Here is a 21,246-nt window from a genome sequence, read left to right on the forward strand (position 1 = left end):
CCTCCAGCTCCTCCCCCCAAATTTATCCCAGCCAATGCCGCTAACGAACCCATACTTCCTCCAGAACCAGATTGTGCTTCTGGCATCAGCACCACCGTCGTCGTATACTCTTTCGGAATACTAAAAGCCACAATAAGCCCCACAACCAAACCGATAAGGCATACTTTAATAATAAATTTCTTGTTTGCCCAAAGCTTTTGAGCCAGTTCCATCAAATCTATTTCTTTTTCTTCTTCTTTGTTTTCAGCCATTGTTCTATTTTTTGAACCGAAGAGAGTAATTTTTATTTGTGCTTGCAAAAGTAATTATAAATTGTTAGGAATGCAATAATTATACGATTCTTATTGAAGAGAATAAAGCCTGTGTTCGATATATTTAGAAATAAAAGCCTTGATAGGCTGTTAACAAAAGGTATAGGTTTTGTTTATCGAAAGATTTTCTTTACTTTGCGGTTAATTTAACCAGTTAACGAAAACAGATGATTTATGGTTACGCCAGAGTGTCGAGTCGAGGACAGAATTTAAGTGCACAGATACAGGCTCTGACAGATTTTGGTTGCGAGAAAATATTTAAAGAAAAAGTATCAGCATGTGATAATGCAAAGAGATTCCAATTTGAGAAATTGCTGCATCAAGTGGAGTCGGGGGATACCCTTGTCGTTTGGAAATTAGACCGGCTTGGAAGATCAATGTTCGAACTGGTAGAAATTATATCCATGCTGAAAGAAAAAAAAGTACATTTCATCTCTCTTACCGAAAACATAAACACAAATTCACCTACAGGTAAAATTATGTTTATGTTTTTCTCCATGATGGCCGAGTACGAAATGAACCTCAAGAAAGAGCGGGCAGAAGCCGGTAGAATTCTAGCCAGGAAAAACGGAAAACTCGGAGGCCGGCCAAAAGGACTTTCGAAGAAATTGCAGAACAAAGCCTGTGATATAAAGAAACTGTATTTAGCTAAAGATGGGGAGCAGCCTCTTTATTCTATCCGTGAGATAGAGAAAGTTGTAGGAGTTACGCGCCCCAGTATATACAAATGCCTGCGATATACAGGCGTTGACACAAATAGAGAAGAAATATTTAAATAAATAATTATATATTTAAGTTTTTATTTAAATATATAATTAAATAATGCAATAATTAAGATATGGACAATAATAACCAACTGAGTAGGGTTCCTCAAAATTTCTCGTTCGACAAAGATGCACTACTTCGTACCTTTGGCGAAGAATCGGCAATCATCAGGGACATTATTGTCTATGCTGCCAATTGCCAGTTTTTGGATTTATGGGGTAATATAACTTTTTCGATAGAAGATTTTTGTAGAGAATTTGGTTATAGCCGGACAACATTGCAGCGGACGCTTCCGGAGTTTAAAGAAACAAAGAAAAACCTGCCTGTCATTGACGACCATGTTTTCGATAGCCTTTTTGAATATGCCCTATACAGAGCCTTGAAGGAAAACGTTATCTTCAAACGGAAAAAGGATAATAAAGAAACATTTGAGTCAGTGCAGCTGATCAGTCATTTGGATGTTATCTATGATAAATCAACAAAAAAATTATCCAAAAGATTGTATTCCGTTAAGCTGGGGCATAAGATTATCGAAAATTTATTTAAGGAATATCACCTGATTGATTTCTATGATTACAAAAGGCTAAAATCAAGTAAAATATCATCGGTGGGGGCTTTCCGCAACTTTTATATCTTTATGGCCCGGATCATCGCCCAGGTACGTTTTTATGAACGGTCCAACAATCCTCAAAATTTCATCACATCGATAGATGACCTGTGCGATGTCTTTGGCGTGAGTGTAGACACCCCAAAGAACAAAAAAGCATATATAACCAAAACTTTGAAACATATACAGGAATCGTTAGTGAATACAAAATTTGATTGGAGTTTCGTTACGAACGGAACTAAACATTCTTATTTTGTAGAATTTATCTTCTCAAAAGAAACACTTGCTTATTTTGATGAAAAATTGAAAGCAGTATTCTTCAAAAAACTTCATTCAGCCGCGGAACAGATATATATAAAAGAAAAGGGCGGCTTAATATCACATTCATCGGTTCTGGACGCATACCGGAACATAGACCGTGAAGATTTCTACAAATGGTTTATGAGTGATGATTCGCGCGATAAGAAAATGAAGATCTGGAATGATCTTTACAGCGAAACTTTTGGTGTAGTTGAGTGAAAATATCGCTTAGTTGTGTAGTTGGCTATCCTATTTTGCCTTCCAGTTGTGTAGTTGGCTATCCTAATTTAGGTTTAGTTGTGTAGTTGGCTATCCTATTTTGGGTTTAGTTGTGTAGTTGGCTATCCCATTTTGGGTTTAGTTGTGTAGTTGGCTATCCCATTTTAGGTTTAGTTGTGTAGTTGGCTATCCTAATCGGGTTTAGTTGTGTAGTTGGCTATCCTATTTTGAAAATTAACCCTTACTGATTGTTAGACGTTTATAAATTTTAGTTGTGTAGTTGACTAGCACAATATAATAAAGAATAACCAGAATAATAAGAAAATGCTAAATCGACACGCTTTATAAATGCCTCATAAGACTAAAAATAATATATAATCTTTAAATAATATTTCTTTATTTATCGGATAAACATATAAGGACACGCATGTATGTTTTTCGTGTGTTAAGCTTTTGTGAGGGTGTATAAATATGCAACGGGATGTATATTAAATTTTAAAATTGTGACAATTTGCTAGTTTTTTAAAAAAAGTGGTTACTTTTGTTTTGGGTGAAAGGGTAGGGATAACGTGGGGACACGCCCGAACATGTAACCCAGGACGTACGCAAGTATGTAAAAAAGGGAGCTGCTAAAAAGTGGCTCCCTGATTGTTTAATTTTTTTGTGTAAACGCTAATATTTTTTTCTTAAATTCTTTCGGATTTCTTCTACAATCCCATACTAATATTATGTAAATAGTTTTATCTTCAATGAAATAAAGTACTCTATATTTGTTTTCAATAAGAATAGACCTAATACCTATAATTGAATGATATAAAACTCCCATTTTGGGAAATGAGGTTAGTTTATCTATTTCGTCAAGAATTTTGTTGTAAAGATTAATTGCTGCTTTTTCACTTCTTTGAGAAAGAAATGAGTAAATTTCATCCAAAGCCAACTCTGCCGACTCTAGGTATATAATCTTCATTTCGGATATTTAATTCTCATTTGTTCTACTGTTTTACCCTTCCCTTCTTGTGCGTCTTTAACTGCTTTTTTTATTATTAATTTCATTTCGCTAATAGAAAAAGGATAAAAGGATTCACTATCATCTAAAAAATCCATAACCTGTTTGTAACGCTTTTTATTTGAAATTCTATTTAGTAAGGCTGCGGTTTCTTGCTCTGTTAAAACTTTTCCCATAAAATATATATTAATCAATACTACTCAAATATAGTGAAAATAATCTATTTACTTTTACTTACTTAATCTTAAAACGCATAACCACCTCTCCGGTTTCCTTATCTATTTCTATTTTCTGGTTTTGCAATCCCAGATCTTTACCTGTCGTCATTTTGAATATTCCGGATAAGAATTGCAAGCCACTGTCTAATACAGATTGTAACTCTTTAGTTTGTTGTGTAACATCCTCTTTACTAACTGATTTTTCAGAGGAAGACTGTTTGGCGTCGGACTGATCGCGTACATCTTCTTCAAAAAGTTCTAATTGCTCAAGGCTGGCTTCTTTTTCTATCGGTTCCTTTTCCGGTACAGTCCCCTGTATATCGTCTGTTGGCTGCATATCTTCCCTTTGCCCGGCAACCATCATTTCTATCTGTTGGATAAACTGGGAGCGCCCTTTGGTAGAGAAATCGACAAAATCAATTGATTGCCCTTCTGATAATACCCCATCAAAAAGACTTTGCTTGACAAGCAATCCGGCGGCTATCTGCTGTTCTATCGAATTTGCAGTTATCAGGTTCAGTATAGTAAGTTTGTTGCTTTTCTGCCCTAAACGGTCGATACGGCCTATCCGTTGGTTTTTCTTTGCCGGATTCCAAGGCAACTCAAAGTTAATCAATATATCGGCCATTTGCAGGTTGAGCCCGGCGCCTCCGGCCTCGGTGGATAGAAAGACCTGGCATTCTTCTTTTTCTTCAAATTTGCGAATCAATTCGCCCCGGTGCTTTACCGGAATTTTCCCCGACAACTGTACAAATCCTATATTTTGTTTACGCAGCAGCTGTCCTATCAACTTATGTACTGCAACCCACTCGGAGAAAATAATAACTTTCCGTTTTGTTCTTTTTATATCCAGTTTTTCCAGTAAGATATCTTCCAGTTCTGCGAGCTTTGGCGATTCATTGGTACTCTCATCAATAAGGTAGGTAGAATCGCAGACCATACGGGCGTTTGTAAGCAGACTGTTGAGCATTTGCATATCGTACGGCGTAAGAAACTTTTTGCTGACTATACGGGCTACCCCATTCATAAAACCAAAGTGATAGTCTGCCTGTAAAGGTGAGAGAGGGACGAGTATATCATGTTGCTGTACCTCGGGCAGCTGGCTGAGAACTGCATATTTTTCGCGACGGAGCAGTATTTCAGACAGTTTTATTTTCAGTTTGTCCAAATTGTAATAGCCATTTATCTTGTTTATTTTTTCAGGATCGAACAAGCAATGCTGATATGAAAATTCCCACAGTGGGCCAAAAAATGCGGGGTCGAGCACACTCATGATAGAATAAATATCTATCAGCCTGTTTTCGATAGGAGTTCCTGTTATAATCAGGGTATGTTTTGGCTTCAATCTCCTGATGGCTGATGATGTCTTGGTCTCGTAATTCTTTATTTTTTGAGCTTCATCCAGTATAAGGAAGTCGAATCCGGCTTCATTGATAATCTGGTTGTCGCGAAGTACCATTTCATAGTTGACAATGAAGAAAGAATAGACAGGATCTTTATATTGTATGCACCTTTCGTTCTGGGAACCTTGTATTATCAGTGCCTTTTCATCGCTGAATTTTTCTATTTCATTTTTCCATTGCGACTTCAGTGTAGCCGGGCAAACTATCAGAATCTTGTTGAATCCGAATATCTGCTTCTTAAAAATAGCCGTAGCAATGGCCTGAATAGTTTTCCCCAGCCCCATTTCATCGGCAATGATGGCATATTTACGGAATACAGCAAATTCTACTCCTTCTTTCTGGTAGGGAAACAGATTGGCCTTGAGAGTGGAATAATCTACAGTCTCTTTTTCTTTCAGGTTCTTCAGCAGGCAATTTTCATAGTAAGCCTCTATTTTTTCTTTTACTTCGGGGCGTATTACAATGCTTTTGAAATTCTCGGCTTCTTGTATGAAAGGAAGGAAATCGGCAATAGCAGAATCTTCTATAAAGGAAGCATTCTTGAAATAGCGTGATATCAGGAGATTTTCTTTTAAGGCTAATTTTTGTGGATAATACCAGGATATTTTATAATCGTTCAGCGGATCGCAATATATTTCTACGAAAGGGAACTCTTTGCTTAGCCGTTTGTACAAGTTTGGGTCTTCTTTTAGTTTGCGGAAAGCGTACATAATATGCTTGGTAGTTCCCAGCTTATTGGTTTGGGAGTCGGCGCTGTCGGAATAACCCCGTTCGTTTTCAAAATCGCGAAGGAATATTTTGTATTGTATGCCGGCTTCGTTGATTAGTATATGATCCCCGTAAATGTTGTCACCCCACTTAATTTTATATTCGGCCGAACTTGCTTTCAGCTGGCGCTCTTTGAGTACCCGGCGGATCATACCTTCCCTGCTATACTTCATATGATGAAGTTCGGTTTTCTTGTGTAGAGAATTAAGTTCATCCTGGTATTGCAAAAGAGCGGCGTATGAATATCGGTTCCAACCGGTTCGTTTTCCGTCGCATTCGGGTACAAAAGCCTGGTCTTCTTCATCAATCAGCAGATTGCAATCTATAGTAGAGTCTGTTTCGGGGCAGACAATCACGCAGTTGATAGAAAGAGGCGATTGTGATAATATGGTACAGTCGTTGTTGTAGTAGATTAATTCGCCATGTGCTTTTTCGTCCGGAGATATGATGTCTTTTACTTTTTCGATGATAGGTGTGATTTCCATTTTGGTGTGTGAAATATAATTATAGTTGTTGTGAAATTGCATGATTATTGGATATATAGCATAAATTGATTTCTCTTTTCATATTTTCCCTAAACTCTTTTATGCTGATTACTAACATGTCTATTAATTTCTTACAATGCGTATCATATTGGTATTCAAATATTGTGATAATTTTTTTGAGCGCTTATATATCTTAGATAAGTTAGAGAATATATTAATCTAATTTGTTACAACGAATTATCTCTTATCCTTGAGTTTTTTTGGGTGTTGACGGCAATCCCAAATACGATAAATATAGATATTATCCTCTTGTACAATATAAATAATTTTAAATATTCCACGGACAACAACTAAGGATCTGAATTTAATTTCTTTATCAGAGATTTCTTTTATAATAACACCAATAAGGGGATTTGCAGACAACCTTTCTGCTTCATCTATTATCAAGTTGTAAATATGGCGGGCTACTGTTGGTGATTTGATGAAATAATAATCATAAATGGAGTTAAGATTATCTATAGCTTCCTGTGACCATTCCAGCTTCATTTTCTTTTAATTTGGGCATGGGATACGGTTTTTCCAGTTTTTATATCATTTAAAAATTTAGGAATACCAGTTTTTAGATTCTCTATGGAATATTGACATGGAAAAACAACCGGATTGAAACTCTCAATAATACCAGCAAGTTCATCTAATAAGGTTTCATCATCCATATTTAATATTTTTCTGGCTAAAGATGCTTTTTTACTTTCCAGTTTTAATGTTGCCATAATATATTTTTTATATACAAATATATAATTATTTTGCGTGTTTTCAAGTATGTACTTGTTTTATTATGAAGCACAATGATGTTTGTGTATGATGCAAATAAATTTTTAATACAGAAAGATATTGTTAATGTTTTGTTTTTTTGGTAATGCAAGATGTGTTTTTGTGTACACAAAAACAGTCTTGCGAATGGTCATATTGATAGTAATAGATGAGGCTTGAGTAATACTAGTCAATATTTTTTAGTTTTTCTTGTATATCTTTAGAGTAAGCCTGCCCTCTTGATACCAAATATTCAAAAATAACAGTATCATTTCCTGTTTTTTCAGCAGGTATGATATAGAGGAAGAAAAAAGCCCTTATACATTTTAGGTGATAATAGAATATAAAGTTCCCTTTTTGTCCCTCAATGAATCTACAGGTAAATATTTGGTTATTAATAAGATAAATGGCAGAGACAAAAAAGGAACTTTCTTCAATCTATATCCTTTATCGCTTCATCCACATGAATCATTATAAAGTCGCGAAGCGACAGGTTATTCTTCGCCAGGTATATTTTTAGCTTCTGCATCTTGGTTTTGCTGATATCGAAAGATGTACGGGTAGTTTCTTCCGATACGATGCCTCCTGTCTCCTTCTGGCGCACCGAGTTTGACTTAAATTTGTCGATTGCGCTCAGTAAATCCATATCGTTGGTTTTCTTTGTCATATCTTAGATGAATTTTGTCAGTATTTCGTTTGTCAGTTCCTTAAATTCTTTTTCAGCCTTTGTGTCCAGCCCGTATATTCCGTTTTCGGATGTGATACTTCTCGAATAGTTTACACGGTTGTTTATTTGTGTTTTGAAGGCCTCCACTCCCATCGATTTTATTTTTTCTTCGATTGGTTCGTTCAGCGAGGTTCTTGTATCTACCTGATTGTAGAGTACAAATATTTTCAGGTTGTTATTCCGGGCTTTTCCCTGGTAAATAATATCCAGTGTATCCCCAATGGCAAGGAGATCCGGAATCGACTTCCGGGTGGGGATGATTACCATGTCTGCATTCTTGAGAATGGCCGGCAACTCATTGAACAGGTAGGGGGGGGTGTCGATAATGAGAAGCTGGTGTTCGCCAATCTTATCATTTTTCTTGTAGACGGTAGCATCTCCGAGCGCGCGGAGGGTGGTTCCCTGGTTGTCGAAGTCCTGAAGGGCGACATCCATTTTATCTTTCAGAGTATGGTAAAGGTTGATAGCAATGGTGCTTTTGCCTACTCCTCCTTTCTGATGTGCAATAACGATGGTACGCATAATATTTATAATAAACTATTTATGCAAATGTAGCATATTTATTTAAATATTCAAAAGTGTAAATATTTAAATATGCTTTTATATATTTATTTAATTAAATATTTATGCTTGAAAATATTTAAATCCTTGATTCGCATTATTTACTAAAAAAGAAAGAAGTATTCGCTAATAATTTTCTACCTTTGATTTATCGCAACCTGTATTACTGTAATGTGTATTACGATAATGAAATTTTACAATAGAGAAAAAGAATTAGCTTTGTTAGGTAAGATTGAAAAGCAATCGCAACAAATAGCCCAAATGACATTCGTTGTAGGGCGGAGAAGGATAGGTAAGACAAGCCTGCTTATAAAAGCAAATTCAGATAAAACATATATCTACTTCTTTGTAGCTAAGAAAAATGAAGCTTTGCTATGTGAGGAGTTTATTGATGAAATAAAACACAAACTAAAAGTAGAACTGTTCGGAGAATTTAAAACATTTAAAGACGTCTTCGGCTATCTGATGGAACTTGCCAAAACAAAACATTTTACTTTAATCATAGATGAGTTTCAGGAATTCATGTTTGTAAATTCTTCTATTTATAGCGATATGCAAAACATATGGGATAGCAAGAAAGCTGAAAGTAATATTAATCTCATCTTGTGTGGTTCGATTTATTCAATGATGAAAAGAATCTTTGAACATTCAAAAGAACCACTATTTGGAAGAGCGACACACCGTATTTTCTTAAAATCGTTTGATATACCTACGATCAAAGAGATAGTGGCAGAACACTATCCTGAATATACCCAAGAAGACTTATTAGCCTTCTATATGATAACAGGAGGAGTAGCCAAATATGTAGAACTATTAATTGAGGAAAAGGCATTTACGCTTGAATCTATTTTGGACACAATCTTCTCAGAGAATTCATTGTTCTTGGATGAAGGGAAGAATGTATTAATAGATGAATTTGGTAAGGACTATGGAAATTACTTTTCTATCCTTTCGCTTATAGCATCAGGAAAGACGTCCCGTATTGAAATCGAATCTATCATGGAAATGCAAGTTGGTGGATTTCTGGACAGACTGGAAAAAGAATATAGTTTGGTTAAGAAAGTAAGGTCAATTTTTGCAAAGCCAAACAGCAGGTCTGTCAAATACCAAATCAATGATAATTTTCTTAATTTCTGGTTTCGGTTCATATATAAATATCGTAGTGCGGTAGAGATAGGGAGTTTAGATTATTTGAAAGAAGTAGTAAAACGAGATTACACAACATATAGTGGACATATTTTAGAAAAATATTTTATAGAAAAGATGATTTCTAAAAGATTGTATTCTGAAATAGGTACATATTGGGAGAAAGGTAATCAGAATGAAATAGATATTGTTGCAGTTAATGATTTGGAGAAATCAGTCACTTTTACAGAAGTTAAACGTAAAAAAGAAAATATAAGTATTCAAAAACTGAAAGAGAAGTCAAAGAACCTGCAAACGCAACTAAAAGGATACAAGGTAGAATTTTTAGGCTTGTCTATGGAGGATATGTAGGCTATTTCCTTCCCAAAAGTAACAGACCCATAATCTTCTTTCCACAATTTTATCTATATTATACAGCTTATAAGAAAGTTGTAAAGTGAAATAGTAACAACATAAAAATCGTTGAAACAAGTGTCACTTTTGTCACTTTTTAACAATTTTGTAAAGTCAATGTGTTCATTATTAGTTGATTGTTTCGTAAAGTTATTAATAGAAAAAGTGACAGGTGTCACTTTCTGCGAGCTGCGATTTTTAAGGGTAACTATTTTTCAATCGTGTTAATTATATTTTGAACGGAAATAGTACCTTTGAAAACGAATGAGTTGATACAAATTAAAAACAAAGAAGAATGACAATTCAATTTAAAATCCAGATAAAAGGGATTACTAAACCTCCGGTTTGGAGGAAAGTAGCCGTTCCTTCCGGTTTTACGTTTTTAAAGTTTCACCAGGTGATACAAACCGCGTTTGGCTGGGAAGATTGCCATCTGTTCGAATTCAAGGATAAAGAATACCAAGGCAGGATCCGAATATCAATCCCGGCAGATGATGACTTCTTTGATTCGGATTTCTTCGCTGACGTTATGGATTCTTCAAGAATTAAGTTGTCCGATGTGTTTACCAAAGGTGTTTCCAAACTTCTTTATGTCTACGACTTTGGCGACGACTGGCTTCACGAGATAACCCTGGAGTCTGTAGTAGATGATAATACAAAGAAAGCTGTCTGCCTTTCGGGTAAAGGAGCTTGTCCTCCGGAAGACTGTGGCGGCATATATGGCTATGAGGATATAAAAGAGACTTTCAGAACAATGCCTGACAGTGACCAGGCTGAAGATCTCCGGGAGTGGTTGGGATTGGATGAAGGTGAAAACTGGGATGCGACATTATTTGATATAGATGAGATAAATGCTTACTTAAAACAGATTTAAGAGTTATGGATCAGTCAAAATATCCGGAAAACGTAATAAGGGATATTGCCCAACATCTTGATATAGGTATGATTTGTTATTTCAATACAGATACAATGGAGATAGAAAGTGTATTGGGACAATCGTATATGACCTATTTTGATGATGACTATCAGGAAGTATATGATAAGGTAGAGACCTGGGAACATTCAGTTCGCATTGAACCTCCCGAATCGTGGCAATCATTTAAGTTCATGGAAGATTTTATAGAATATTGTATTCCGGATTCGGATCCTATAAAAAGGCGTTTGTGGACAGCTATATCAAAACGCAAGCCTTTCCAGAATTTTAAGTATATCATTGATTATAGTAAGTACAGGCAGTCTTGGTTCGACTTCAAGCAGATGGAACTGGAGAAGTATGTACGTGAGCATCTATTGTAACTCTAAAAAGAAGGGATGGAAACAATTATACTGATGGGCAACCTGATAGAGGATGCCCAGGCTAAGAGTAAGGATGATAAGGATTACCTCCTTTTTACGTTGGCAGTGGATGATAAACGGGATAGGAATATAAGCCGGTATTATTCGTGCATATTGTATGGGGCGAACCGGAACCGGTTGAAGTATCTGATAAAAGGGGCGAAGGTAAGCATCATTGGTGAGTTTACCCCAAGTATTTATCAGCAAGAGGGTAGGGAACCTGTACTGAACCTGAATGTGAGGGTGGATGTACTGGAGTTTGTGTGGGTGCCGAAAATGAACTGAAAGAAATGAAAATAAAGATAAGTGAATTTGAGAACCAGATAAACGGAGCAATACTGAGCCGGGGGCTTGATTATTACAAGAAAGGATATGTTTCGGATGTAGATGAAACTGGAGAGGGAGAATATGAGATAATGGTAGAAGGCTCGGAACTCTATACCGTAAATCTCAGCATCAGGGGAGATGTTGTGTCTGACTACGAATGCGATTGCCCTTACGATGGTTCAATCTGTAAGCATACTGTTGCCGCGCTGTATTATCTGAAAAATGATATTCTGGCATCAGTAGGAACAACAAAGAAGAAACCGAAGGAAAAGTCTGCAACCCAACAGATGGATAAACTTCTTGAAGATTTGTCCCATGAGGATTTAAAAATATTTATCCGCAATGCCTGTGCTAACGACAGTAAGTTTAAACAGCTGTTTGTGGCCAAGCATATACATGTTTTATCTCCGGTTTCAAAAGAATTATATACAAAGCAGGCACAGGCTTTGATAAAGACTTATTCAGGCAGGCATGGTTTTGTAGACTATTCGGAGGCAAAACGCCTTGCGCGGGCTGTTGGAGAGATGATAGAAGAAGCGAAAGCAAGTCTGGATAAAGGGCAGTACCGTATAGCGATGTTTATTGCTTTGGCCGTTGCGGAAGAAATGGTACAGGTACTAAATTATGCAGACGATAGTAATGGCGAGTTGGGAGGCTGTATTGAGGATGCTTTCGAAGTGTTGGAAAAACTTACCGAAAAGGAACTGGATGAAGCGTTGCGTGATGAATTGTTTGGACATTTTCTTCGCTTATTCGAAAAAGATGTATTTAAGAGTTGGGAATGGCATTTTGACACGCTCTGGCTTGCTATCGATATACTAAAGACACCTCCGGAGAGAGCCCGTATAAAAACCATCCTGGATAAGATAAAGCCGAATGGCAAAAATTGGGACTGGGATTATGAGCAGGCACAAAATTTGATGTTGGCGCTTATACAAAAAACGGGAGATGAGAGCTCTGCCACCTTGTATATGGAACAGAATCTTTCTAATCCGGATTTCAGGACTCAGTTGATAGAAGCTGCTCTGGATGCGAAAGATTACTATAAGGCCACAATGATGGCGGAGGAAGGTGTAGCAAAAGATGAAAAGGAATCGCCTGGGCTTGCATCTAAATGGCGCAATTATCTGTTGATTATTGCCCGGGAAACCAAAGACAGGGAAAATACTATCCGGCTGGCACGTTACTTTTTTGTTCATTCCGGCGGACAGTTTCATCCATCGAGATACTATTATGATATATTAAAGGAGCTGATACCAAAAGAGCAATGGGCTGATTATCTGGAAAATCTTATTATTGGTATCAAGGGTAAGGATACCTGGGACAATTATAGCCGCATCTCCCAGCTGTTTATTTGGGAAGAGTATTGGGATCGGCTGCTGGAGCTGCTCAGGCAGCATGTTAGTTTCGAACGGATTGCCGAAGCAGAGCCATATTTGTCAGGTTCTTATTCAAATGAGTTGGCCACTCTCTACAAGGAGCGTATACTTATCTATATGAAGAATAATATGGGCCGTTCTTATTATCAGACTGCCTGCCACTACATCGGGCGGATGAAAAAGTTGGGTGCTAAGGCGATGGCTGATAGTCTTGTTTTGGAGTTGAAGAGTAAGTATTCGAATAGGAGGGCTTTGATGGAGGAGCTGGGGAAGGTGTAGTTTGTTACAAATATAGGATGGCGAAAATGAATGAAGTTGGCCTGGGTTGAAAGAGTGATATTGAGTTTATAACTCAGGCTTATCTTTGGGAATAAAAATAGTCAATATACTAATGACTGAATGGATATTGTCAAAAGGGATTATCCATGTAGCTTCAATAATAGGGAGTTTATAACAACTAAACTCAATAGAATCATTAATAAAGACCTTTCTTTTGTGAGGTTATTAAACTTTATTTACAGATGAAAAATATTATAAAAATACTTTGCTTGTTATTTTCTAGCGTCATTACACATAATATTTATTCCCAAAAATCCTCTCCGTGGGGTGTTTCTGCCCATCCTGAAACAGAACGTGAATGGCCCAAAATTGATATTACTATGAAAAGGATGAATGATGCAGGGATCAAATGGATAAGATCGGATTTTAAATTTAGTTATATATACAAAGTTGATGCCCCTTTTAGTTTCGCTCGTTTTGACACTTTGGTTAATATTGCTGAAAAGAATAATATAAATATACTTCCTGTACTAGAGGCTTATGACAATGAAATAGCATATATAAAACAAAAGAATTTAGTACCAATATACAAACATCCCGAAGAATGGAGAAAATATGTAAGAGAGACAGTAAAGCGATACCACAATAAACTCAAGTATTGGGAAATATGGAATGAACAAGATGGTGGATTCTGGAAGCCTGCTCCTAATGCTTCACAATATGTATCATTACTGAAAATTGCTTATGAAGAAATTAAAAAGATAAATCCTGATTGCAAAGTGATTGTAGGTGGCCTTAATTCATGGAATGTCAATTACCTACAAGCGATGTATAACGAAGGAGCAAAGGGGTATTTCGATATTGTAGCAGTACATCCCTACAATGAAGGACCTGATATGAGTCCGAGAATAAGAAACTTGAGAAATGAGTTTATGGATATAATACAGAAAAACGATACAAAAGATATCCCTGTGTGGATAACTGAATTCGGGGGCTCAACTTATTCTAACCAGCTTATGGATCAACAGCCTGATTTCATGCTAGATGCCATATGTTTAGCCTTAAATAAACTAAATAAAAGAGAAAACGAAGAACTCAAAATAGCTATAGCCACCTCTCCAAGAACAAAAAATACCTTAAAAGAGACGACTAGAAACTGGCTTCCGAACACTCAGATAACTGTCATTCCCTTTAATCAGCTAAGCACATTAGATGTGAATAAGCATCCCGTCTTGATCGGTGCAGAAGGGTTAAATATTGATGAACCAATGCTTATTCCTCTATTAGAATATGTAAAAAGAGGAGGATTGCTGATAGCTGTGAATAGGGCGCCATTCTATACTCTTCATTACCAAGATGAAGAAGGACTGTGGAGACAGAGACCAGACATGGCAAAAAGAACATATGCATCTTTTAGGATGAATTTTGAGGCTTATTGGACAAAAAAAGGAGTACCAGGTAATACATCTAAAGTAAGGACAAGTGATGTGGCTCGCGAGTGGGGATTACCGTCGGTTTCTAATGTATACCTCGACAGATTTCTTGATAATAAAAATATGAAAGAAAATGATAAGTATTATCCTATTATACAAGCATATAATGGAAATGATGAGATTGGGGAAGGCATGGCATTGTACACATATGGAGACTGGAAAGGAGGAATACTTATTAGTACCATTCAGCTAGCATCTGGCTATACAGAGGAAGAACAAGCAAATTTACTTCAGCGTAATTACCTTATTTATTTATCATTGGGAGTTGAAAAGTTATTTTGGTACGATTTGCATAGTGATGGTCAGTTAAAGGGAGAAAAAGAGCATAACTTTGGTCTACTAAAATATGATTGGTCTCCTAAAAAGGCATTTTTAGCGTATAAAGAAATGATTGGCATATTAGGAGAAAATCCACAATATATAAAAATGATTAATGGTAAAGATTCGAATATTTGGGCACTCATCTTTAAAAATAGGGAAACGAAAGAATTTATTCTTGCAACATGGTCTATAGTAAACGGAGGAGAAATTAATATACAGGATAAGGGAGAAAAAAGTAAAGTTATACTTGATAATAATAAGACAGTACAGTTTATACCAATAACAAATAAAGCTAATATAACTTTTTAAGTGTAAAAGTTTAGACTAGATTTGACAGTCGGGCAAATTTATTAAAATTGTGTATTTGGGTTTTATAAGACATAATTTCTTGTAATAAGGGTATCATCCTCATTTCCGACTATTTGATGCCAAAGGTAGAGCCAAAAGACGGGGATTACCGGAGGCTTACGCTTCAACCTTGTAATAAATGTTTACACAAAATTATGAACAGTATCTTTCAAATATTTGGTATCCAATACAACTTTGTACAGTTTTTTTGATACTTAAAATCATATCTTCAAAAAGATAACCAAACTGTTCTATCTATAAAAGATATTTGTTATCATTATCTTTATGCCAGTCTTTGATCGCATCTTCTAAAGTATATCTGAACTGATAATTTGTTTTAACCATTTTGTATCCACATATATTGGTTGAAATCATAAGCTTCTTTACACGTTCCGGATGAATTCCAAGTTTTTTCCCACCCAAAAAACCTATTATTTTACTAGCAATTAGCATTAATTTTGCATTTATTTTTAAATAGGGGGGCTTTAGTCCTGTAACTTTAGCCATACATTCTACTATCTGTTCAATAGTATATGCAGGTTCATAGGTACAATTAAACAGTCTGTAGCCTGATGTTTGTGATTTAACTTGAAATAACATAAAATTAACTAAATCTTTCACATATATTGCTGCTTTTATAGTGTCTTTACGACCCGGATAGAAAAACCTATGTTTCCTTATACTCCAATACAATCTGGTAAAATTTCCATTCTCTCCTTTCCCAAATACTACACCAGGACGAACTATAACCAAAGTTCTGTTTATGTTTTCAATTTGCCATATCATATGGATCTTTTCAGCTACTAATTTTGATATCCCATATGGGGTATTTGGCATTGGCAGTGTATTCTCTGTCTTTAACTCCTCACTTGCTCCGTATGGGGCTATTGAGCTAGTAAATAGTATTTTGTTTATTTTGTAATTTCTCGCAAATTCACAAATATTTTCGGCTCCATTGATATTTGTTTCAAAATATGCATAATTTGGGTGTCCAGGTGTTTTATGAATTGCGGCTAAATTAAATATAATATCTTCTTCTGATATTGGTATTTCTAAATTTATTTTCTCTCTGACATCACAATAAATATATATAGATTGTCCATCATGATTATTTTCTACAACATCCAAATTATATATTTTAGATTCCGGATCTATTTTTTTTATTAATTGTGTTAAATGTATGCCAATGAATCCTGATCCTCCAAAAATTAGATACTTCATTCTTGTATGATTTTATATTTTATTAAATGCTTATTTATTTGTGCAATACTTTTTTTAGAAGGTGATACTAAATAATTAGTATCCTCTGAATTGAGAAGTAATGGTATGTCATCCGCATGATCTGTTATTACAACATTAATCGAACAATTTTGTTTTTGAAAAAGATTCTTTACATTGTTAAGTTTTGTAATACCTAAATTTTCTTCCCATGGTTTCTTCTTTTGAGGTATTGATGTACAAACAACACTGTCAAATAATTTAAATCTAGTTACAAAATTTTCCACATACAGAATAGGTGCTGCAGTTGCTAAACAAATGGTATAGCCTTTTTCTTTATATTCATTAATAATCTTTATAACTTTGTAGTTTATATGTGAAACAAGTATCTCTGAGAATGAGTCTAATGTTTCACTTTTTATTGAGTAAGTTTCGATAAGTGTATAGTATTTTAATTTTTCATGAGAGTATAATTTACATTTTCTTCCTAAAATAAGGAAAAACAATTTAAAAAAGTACCCCATTTTAAAAGATACAAGGCTATATTTTAATAAGAAAATATAAAAAAATTCGAAAGAATTGATTTTTATAAAAGTTCTATCCAGATCAACTACCACACCTCTTCTCATTACGCATCATTGGACCAAGGAAAACGCACTAGTGTGTGATTATGAAATAAATAATAATCAGCACCGATCATTGGTTTTTTATTTGTTATAGTTATTACTGCAATCTTAATAATATTATTAGGATAATTTTTATTAATATAATCGCTTATAGTTTTTAATGTAGCTCCAGAATCAATTGCATCATCTACAAGTAATATGTTTTTATTTCCCTGTTTTAATAGAATCACGACTTCTTCTGAGAAGTCTATAACTCCAAAGCGTGACGGTTCTTTTAATTTTGATTTTAATAATAAGAATTTAGACTCGAATATCCGTAAGTAATTTGTTAAAATTTTAGGTGTTTTCTTTAATATCTTGCGTAGCGGAATATTTTTTTTATTCTTTCTTTGAATTTTTACTTCTGTATAAAATATATTTTTTGAAATATCTAATTTATCATGTATTATTTGTCCAACTTTTCCACCACCTGTAAGAACTCCGATAATTAGATCTGGAGTATAATTGGCTATAGTGACCTTTTCAGCTAGTTCTTCACAAGCCAAAATAAAATTATTACCGATTAGGTCTATTACTCTCATATCTATGCGATTTATTAATTATGATTTGTAAAGTTCTAGAGTTTCTAAGGTGCATTTTTTCCATGAAAATTCTTTTACATGCTTTAGACCTTTTTCTTTATACTCTTCTCGTTTCGATTCATTTCTTAAAAAGAAGTCCAATCTATTAAATATTTCATCTTTATTATTTGGATCAGCCTTCAATGCTGCGTCTCCTGCAATTTCATTGCAGGCTGTTGTGTTTGAGGTTATTACTGGGCATCCTGCAGACATAGCTTCTAGGATAGGTAGTCCGAATCCCTCCCCTTGACTAACAAAGTATAATAAAGATGCTCCATTGTATAGATAATTTAATGTTGTATTCTCTATATTACTTAAATGATGAATAGAATTAGTATTTTCTATAATTTTCTCAAGCTTTGTATTCGGAAAGCTTATATCATATTTTCCAACTATAACTAAATCAAAATCTTTACTTAAAGATGTTTTTGTGTAAAAATCTATTAAAGACTCTATATTCTTTATTGGGGCTAATCTCCCAACAAATAAGATATAGGGTTTTTCTAGATAATAATTGGCATATAAAGTTTCTTTAACTGTTTTAGTATCTAATTGGAAATAATCAGGTGAAGCAGCTTCATAAATTACTGTAATCTTATCTTGTGTGAAAGGATAATATTTTATTAATTGCTCTTTTGTATAATTAGATACAGCAATTATATGGTCTGCTTGTTTAAAACTTCTTGTAGTAAATATATTAACACCTAGACTTAATTTTCGCGGAAAAAAATGACTGTGGGATTTAAATAAAATATCATGTACTGTTATTATTTTTTTAGCCCTGGTTTTATAAATTGATGTGAGATAATTAGTGTGGAGGATATCTAAACTATAGTCTTTTACAGCTTTGTTAAATCCCAGTATTATATTATATGGAGTAAAATTAGAGTACAAGTGTCCCCAGTTTACATGGGGAATATTTGAAAAGTGATTAGCTACAATATCTTCTTTATTTAAAAGATACAAACTATCTCCATTAACGGTTTTTATAAGCCCGTTTATTAATTGGTAAGAATAGGTTCCCGTACCTTGAGATATTTTAGATAAAAAATGTGCATCAATTCCTATTTTCATCGTTTTTAAATTTTATTTTGGTATATTCAAGGTTATCTACTACCATAGATAATAAACCACTATACAATATTGAGAAAGAAACTACAGCAGAATAAGATCCTATAGGAACTGTTGTAAATGAGGCTATTGAAAAAATTACAGGACATAATACTCCTAATATTCTGATGTCTAAATCTAGATTAATTATACGAAATATACGCCAGAAACTCAAAATAAAAGCTAATATATAAAATATATTACTAATTATACCACTTGTAACTGTGTTGAGACCATATTGATTTTCAACATAGATACGTCCTATAGGGTATCCTGATCTATAGTCAACAGCACCAAAGCCAACACCAAAGATCTGATCAAAAGGGCTCTTTAAGAAGCTTTTTTTTACAAAATCATATTGTTCAGCTCTCATATCCAATGTATTATATCCTAGGTTATCATCAACCCCTAATATAATAGAAATTCTATTTTCAGCAACTTTAAACAGATCTATCGAATTTATTTTTGACAATTCTAATATACTAATGGTTGCTATTGCTATTATTAGCATAAACATAGAAGTATAACCAATGTTTTTTTTTATATTAACAACGTTTTTTCCCCCCAACAAAGATACATATATTGTTGCCATAATGATTAAAGTCATCAATAAAAATCCTGTTCCAGATGCCAGAATGCATAAGCCCAATATTATGATAATAGAATAAAAGGTACGTTTAGTAGAGCTTATCTTTATATTCTTGTACAAAAATAAAGCGCAGAGTACATATGCTAATGAAATTACATCTATGGTAGGATATCCTTGCGTCATACGTCCCCACCATGGTCTGTAGTCTGTCCAAATAGGAAGCTCAAACAGATATAAAAATGTATTAATGAAAACGTATATAACAGCTGTCTTTATGAGGAATAGATATAATTGTTCATATTTTACCTTTGTTAGTTTTGTGAAATTACTAAATAAATATATACATACTGGTAATAGAAAATATTGTTTATATACCATGAATCCAGGAAGACCATACTGTAAAAAACCCGAGATAGAAAATATACCTATAATAATGTGATATATATAAAATAAAATAAAACCAATATTGAATATCTTAAAACTCGATAATTTGACTTTCTTTAGCAACGCTGAGGATAGAAGTAAAATCAGACAAAGATACTTCACATTCATTAATTTGATAAAAATAGAGTTTTCTAGTATTAAATCATAGAAAATGAAGATAATCAGAACTTTGAATAATAAATAATTTACTTTTTCATTCATTTCATTTATTTGCTATTTTGTTATAAAGATCTTCATACTCATTTCCGAGTCTATTTGTATCCAGAAAAGGTAGTACTGAATGACGAGCATTTTCTTTCATATCATTAAGCAATTCTCTATCATTATTTATTTGATGAATTGCATTGGATAAACTGTCTTTAATATTGGGATTGCATAGTATTCCATTTACCCCATCTATAATTATCTCTTTCAGGCCTCCTGTGCCTGATGTAATTACAGGTATCCCATTTGCACAGGCTTCTATTGCTACCATACCAAGGGGTTCTTCCCACACAGAGGGTACTACAAGGACATCTATTTCTTTATAGAAATTTTCAGATTTCTGGTATCCCACAAAAGAAATTCTGGGATCTTCTTTAGCATAATCTTCTAAAAAATTTAGATATACATTGTTACGCGCTTCTCCTGCTATTTTTAACGTTAATGTTTCTAATTTTATTTTTTTAAATTCTTTTATAAGCCATTCAACACCCTTATTTGGAGCTAGCGTCCCAATGAAACCGAGTGTTATATTCGCTTCTTTATCTTTCAAAACTTTTTGCAAAGCTAATTCTTCTTGTAGTATTCTGGCATTGTATATTGTTGCAGTTAATGAATTCTTAAAATAACCGGCATCAATGACCTTTTTTAGAATATACTGACTAACTCCAACGACCGCATCTACTTTATTTGATTTAACTTTATGCAAACTTTTTATAAAGCTACATTTAAGACATCTGGTCTTGCATTGTTTATCATTCTTATACATATTTGAGTTTATGCATAAAAGATAAAAATCATGTAAAACCTGTACTATTGGTATCTTTGCCTCATACAATACATCCCATACAGAAATAGACCAACCAGATAAGTTATGGCATGATACGATATCTGGTTTTTCTATTTCTATTATATTTTTTATGTATTTTCCCATTTTCCTATTATACGAATCTTTAATATGCCATTGTAATTTATCTGTTCCAGAGCGTATTTCTTTCTCATAATGCCAATAAATATTATTAATATTTGCTCTATATACTTTAATCCCATTTATTATTTCTTCTGACATTCCTTCATTGTGGGTTGTCGCTGCTACGATGACCTCATGTCCTCGATTATGGATAGCCTCTACCAGTATCTGAAGTGATTTTTCGGCTCCTCCTATTATATCTGGAGTATAAAAAGAACTAATATATAATATCTTCATTTTTGAGCGAAATTATGATTGTATAATCAA

The 21,246-nt window shown here is 34.2% G+C and carries 22 protein-coding genes; 8 read left to right on the forward strand and 14 right to left on the reverse strand.

Annotated features, from left to right (window positions below):
- On the reverse strand, nucleotides 1-251 hold a 251-nt coding region (locus D0T84_RS14240), incomplete at its 3' end, for a Wzz/FepE/Etk N-terminal domain-containing protein (protein ID WP_255495388.1).
- A gap of 227 nt (nucleotides 252-478) precedes the next feature.
- Between D0T84_RS14240 and D0T84_RS14245 the strand changes: the two genes are divergently transcribed.
- Complete coding sequence (locus tag D0T84_RS14245; RefSeq protein WP_163308530.1) at nucleotides 479-1,090, forward strand: recombinase family protein; 612 nt, start codon at nucleotides 479-481, stop codon at nucleotides 1,088-1,090.
- A 59-nt stretch (nucleotides 1,091-1,149) separates the two neighbouring features.
- Nucleotides 1,150-2,202 carry a hypothetical protein gene (locus D0T84_RS14250; RefSeq protein WP_163308531.1) on the forward strand — a complete coding sequence of 351 codons (1,053 nt, stop codon included), beginning with the start codon at nucleotides 1,150-1,152 and terminating at the stop codon, nucleotides 2,200-2,202.
- A 652-nt stretch (nucleotides 2,203-2,854) separates the two neighbouring features.
- Here the strand turns inward: D0T84_RS14250 and D0T84_RS14255 are convergent.
- The 7 genes from D0T84_RS14255 to D0T84_RS14285 form a co-directional block, all read right to left on the reverse strand.
- Nucleotides 2,855-3,169, reverse strand: a complete 315-nt coding sequence (locus tag D0T84_RS14255) for a type II toxin-antitoxin system RelE/ParE family toxin (RefSeq protein WP_163308532.1) — start codon at nucleotides 3,167-3,169, stop codon at nucleotides 2,855-2,857.
- On the reverse strand, nucleotides 3,166-3,384 hold the full coding sequence (locus tag D0T84_RS14260; RefSeq protein WP_163308533.1) for a hypothetical protein: 219 nt from the start codon (nucleotides 3,382-3,384) through the stop codon (nucleotides 3,166-3,168). The genes D0T84_RS14255 and D0T84_RS14260 overlap by 4 nt, the downstream gene beginning before the upstream one ends.
- Before the next feature lie 58 nt (nucleotides 3,385-3,442).
- The gene (locus tag D0T84_RS14265; RefSeq protein ID WP_163308534.1) at nucleotides 3,443-6,124 is read right to left on the reverse strand and encodes a DEAD/DEAH box helicase; all 2,682 of its coding nucleotides are present in this window, start codon (nucleotides 6,122-6,124) and stop codon (nucleotides 3,443-3,445) included.
- 195 nt (nucleotides 6,125-6,319) lie between these two features.
- On the reverse strand, nucleotides 6,320-6,628 hold the full coding sequence (locus tag D0T84_RS14270; protein WP_163308535.1) for a type II toxin-antitoxin system RelE/ParE family toxin: 309 nt from the start codon (nucleotides 6,626-6,628) through the stop codon (nucleotides 6,320-6,322).
- Entirely contained in the window at nucleotides 6,625-6,852 is a 228-nt protein-coding gene (locus D0T84_RS14275) for a hypothetical protein (RefSeq protein WP_163308536.1), read from the reverse strand. The genes D0T84_RS14270 and D0T84_RS14275 overlap by 4 nt, the downstream gene beginning before the upstream one ends.
- Nucleotides 6,853-7,325: 473 nt before the next feature.
- On the reverse strand, nucleotides 7,326-7,559 hold the full coding sequence (locus tag D0T84_RS14280; protein ID WP_163308537.1) for a hypothetical protein: 234 nt from the start codon (nucleotides 7,557-7,559) through the stop codon (nucleotides 7,326-7,328).
- A 3-nt stretch (nucleotides 7,560-7,562) separates the two neighbouring features.
- Nucleotides 7,563-8,141 carry a ParA family protein gene (locus tag D0T84_RS14285; protein WP_163308538.1) on the reverse strand — a complete coding sequence of 193 codons (579 nt, stop codon included), beginning with the start codon at nucleotides 8,139-8,141 and terminating at the stop codon, nucleotides 7,563-7,565.
- A gap of 225 nt (nucleotides 8,142-8,366) precedes the next feature.
- Between D0T84_RS14285 and D0T84_RS14290 the strand changes: the two genes are divergently transcribed.
- From D0T84_RS14290 to D0T84_RS14315, 6 genes are all read left to right on the forward strand, one after another.
- On the forward strand, nucleotides 8,367-9,677 hold the full coding sequence (locus tag D0T84_RS14290) for an ATP-binding protein (RefSeq protein ID WP_163308539.1): 1,311 nt from the start codon (nucleotides 8,367-8,369) through the stop codon (nucleotides 9,675-9,677).
- A 337-nt stretch (nucleotides 9,678-10,014) separates the two neighbouring features.
- Nucleotides 10,015-10,593 (forward strand): plasmid pRiA4b ORF-3 family protein, encoded by a 579-nt coding sequence (locus D0T84_RS14295; protein ID WP_163308540.1) that lies wholly within the window; start codon nucleotides 10,015-10,017, stop codon nucleotides 10,591-10,593.
- A 5-nt stretch (nucleotides 10,594-10,598) separates the two neighbouring features.
- Nucleotides 10,599-11,015 carry a UPF0158 family protein gene (locus tag D0T84_RS14300; protein ID WP_163308541.1) on the forward strand — a complete coding sequence of 139 codons (417 nt, stop codon included), beginning with the start codon at nucleotides 10,599-10,601 and terminating at the stop codon, nucleotides 11,013-11,015.
- Nucleotides 11,016-11,030: 15 nt separating this feature from the next.
- Nucleotides 11,031-11,339 (forward strand): single-stranded DNA-binding protein, encoded by a 309-nt coding sequence (locus D0T84_RS14305; protein WP_163308542.1) that lies wholly within the window; start codon nucleotides 11,031-11,033, stop codon nucleotides 11,337-11,339.
- Between the two features lie 5 nt (nucleotides 11,340-11,344).
- A complete protein-coding gene (locus tag D0T84_RS14310; RefSeq protein ID WP_163308543.1) occupies nucleotides 11,345-13,039 on the forward strand; it encodes an SWIM zinc finger domain-containing protein in 1,695 nt (564 codons plus the stop codon).
- A 242-nt stretch (nucleotides 13,040-13,281) separates the two neighbouring features.
- The gene (locus D0T84_RS14315) at nucleotides 13,282-15,162 is read left to right on the forward strand and encodes a cellulase family glycosylhydrolase (RefSeq protein ID WP_163308544.1); all 1,881 of its coding nucleotides are present in this window, start codon (nucleotides 13,282-13,284) and stop codon (nucleotides 15,160-15,162) included.
- A 294-nt stretch (nucleotides 15,163-15,456) separates the two neighbouring features.
- Here D0T84_RS14315 and D0T84_RS14320 read toward each other — a convergent pair whose 3' ends face one another.
- The 6 genes from D0T84_RS14320 to D0T84_RS14345 are packed head-to-tail and all read right to left on the reverse strand — an operon-like array spanning nucleotide 15,457 to nucleotide 21,216.
- Nucleotides 15,457-16,422: an NAD(P)-dependent oxidoreductase gene (locus D0T84_RS14320; protein WP_163308545.1), complete on the reverse strand. Its 966-nt coding sequence runs from the start codon at nucleotides 16,420-16,422 to the stop codon at nucleotides 15,457-15,459.
- Nucleotides 16,419-17,048, reverse strand: a complete 630-nt coding sequence (locus D0T84_RS14325; protein WP_163308546.1) for an HAD family hydrolase — start codon at nucleotides 17,046-17,048, stop codon at nucleotides 16,419-16,421. The genes D0T84_RS14320 and D0T84_RS14325 overlap by 4 nt, the downstream gene beginning before the upstream one ends.
- Nucleotides 17,048-17,626, reverse strand: a complete 579-nt coding sequence (locus D0T84_RS14330; RefSeq protein ID WP_163308547.1) for a phosphoribosyltransferase — start codon at nucleotides 17,624-17,626, stop codon at nucleotides 17,048-17,050. The genes D0T84_RS14325 and D0T84_RS14330 overlap by 1 nt, the downstream gene beginning before the upstream one ends.
- Before the next feature lie 18 nt (nucleotides 17,627-17,644).
- Entirely contained in the window at nucleotides 17,645-18,739 is a 1,095-nt protein-coding gene (locus D0T84_RS14335) for a glycosyltransferase family 1 protein (RefSeq protein ID WP_163308548.1), read from the reverse strand.
- Nucleotides 18,723-20,009: a hypothetical protein gene (locus D0T84_RS14340; RefSeq protein ID WP_163308549.1), complete on the reverse strand. Its 1,287-nt coding sequence runs from the start codon at nucleotides 20,007-20,009 to the stop codon at nucleotides 18,723-18,725. The genes D0T84_RS14335 and D0T84_RS14340 overlap by 17 nt, the downstream gene beginning before the upstream one ends.
- A 1-nt stretch (nucleotide 20,010) precedes the next feature.
- Nucleotides 20,011-21,216 (reverse strand): glycosyltransferase family 4 protein, encoded by a 1,206-nt coding sequence (locus D0T84_RS14345; protein WP_163308550.1) that lies wholly within the window; start codon nucleotides 21,214-21,216, stop codon nucleotides 20,011-20,013.
- Between the last annotated feature and the right edge of the window lie 30 nt (nucleotides 21,217-21,246).

The organism is Dysgonomonas sp. 521, from assembly GCF_010501055.1.
Taxonomy (GTDB): domain Bacteria; phylum Bacteroidota; class Bacteroidia; order Bacteroidales; family Dysgonomonadaceae; genus Dysgonomonas.

Coding starts and splice junctions, on each gene's coding strand:
- D0T84_RS14245 (WP_163308530.1), top strand. CDS start 479: ATGATTTATGGTTACGCCAGAGTGTCGAGTCGAGGACAGAATTTAAGT.
- D0T84_RS14250 (WP_163308531.1), top strand. CDS start 1,150: ATGGACAATAATAACCAACTGAGTAGGGTTCCTCAAAATTTCTCGTTC.
- D0T84_RS14255 (WP_163308532.1), bottom strand. CDS start 3,169: ATGAAGATTATATACCTAGAGTCGGCAGAGTTGGCTTTGGATGAAATT.
- D0T84_RS14260 (WP_163308533.1), bottom strand. CDS start 3,384: ATGGGAAAAGTTTTAACAGAGCAAGAAACCGCAGCCTTACTAAATAGA.
- D0T84_RS14265 (WP_163308534.1), bottom strand. CDS start 6,124: ATGCAATTTCACAACAACTATAATTATATTTCACACACCAAAATGGAA.
- D0T84_RS14270 (WP_163308535.1), bottom strand. CDS start 6,628: ATGAAGCTGGAATGGTCACAGGAAGCTATAGATAATCTTAACTCCATT.
- D0T84_RS14275 (WP_163308536.1), bottom strand. CDS start 6,852: ATGGCAACATTAAAACTGGAAAGTAAAAAAGCATCTTTAGCCAGAAAA.
- D0T84_RS14280 (WP_163308537.1), bottom strand. CDS start 7,559: ATGACAAAGAAAACCAACGATATGGATTTACTGAGCGCAATCGACAAA.
- D0T84_RS14285 (WP_163308538.1), bottom strand. CDS start 8,141: ATGCGTACCATCGTTATTGCACATCAGAAAGGAGGAGTAGGCAAAAGC.
- D0T84_RS14290 (WP_163308539.1), top strand. CDS start 8,367: ATGAAATTTTACAATAGAGAAAAAGAATTAGCTTTGTTAGGTAAGATT.
- D0T84_RS14295 (WP_163308540.1), top strand. CDS start 10,015: ATGACAATTCAATTTAAAATCCAGATAAAAGGGATTACTAAACCTCCG.
- D0T84_RS14300 (WP_163308541.1), top strand. CDS start 10,599: ATGGATCAGTCAAAATATCCGGAAAACGTAATAAGGGATATTGCCCAA.
- D0T84_RS14305 (WP_163308542.1), top strand. CDS start 11,031: ATGGAAACAATTATACTGATGGGCAACCTGATAGAGGATGCCCAGGCT.
- D0T84_RS14310 (WP_163308543.1), top strand. CDS start 11,345: ATGAAAATAAAGATAAGTGAATTTGAGAACCAGATAAACGGAGCAATA.
- D0T84_RS14315 (WP_163308544.1), top strand. CDS start 13,282: ATGAAAAATATTATAAAAATACTTTGCTTGTTATTTTCTAGCGTCATT.
- D0T84_RS14320 (WP_163308545.1), bottom strand. CDS start 16,422: ATGAAGTATCTAATTTTTGGAGGATCAGGATTCATTGGCATACATTTA.
- D0T84_RS14325 (WP_163308546.1), bottom strand. CDS start 17,048: ATGAGAAGAGGTGTGGTAGTTGATCTGGATAGAACTTTTATAAAAATC.
- D0T84_RS14330 (WP_163308547.1), bottom strand. CDS start 17,626: ATGAGAGTAATAGACCTAATCGGTAATAATTTTATTTTGGCTTGTGAA.
- D0T84_RS14335 (WP_163308548.1), bottom strand. CDS start 18,739: ATGAAAATAGGAATTGATGCACATTTTTTATCTAAAATATCTCAAGGT.
- D0T84_RS14340 (WP_163308549.1), bottom strand. CDS start 20,009: ATGAATGAAAAAGTAAATTATTTATTATTCAAAGTTCTGATTATCTTC.
- D0T84_RS14345 (WP_163308550.1), bottom strand. CDS start 21,216: ATGAAGATATTATATATTAGTTCTTTTTATACTCCAGATATAATAGGA.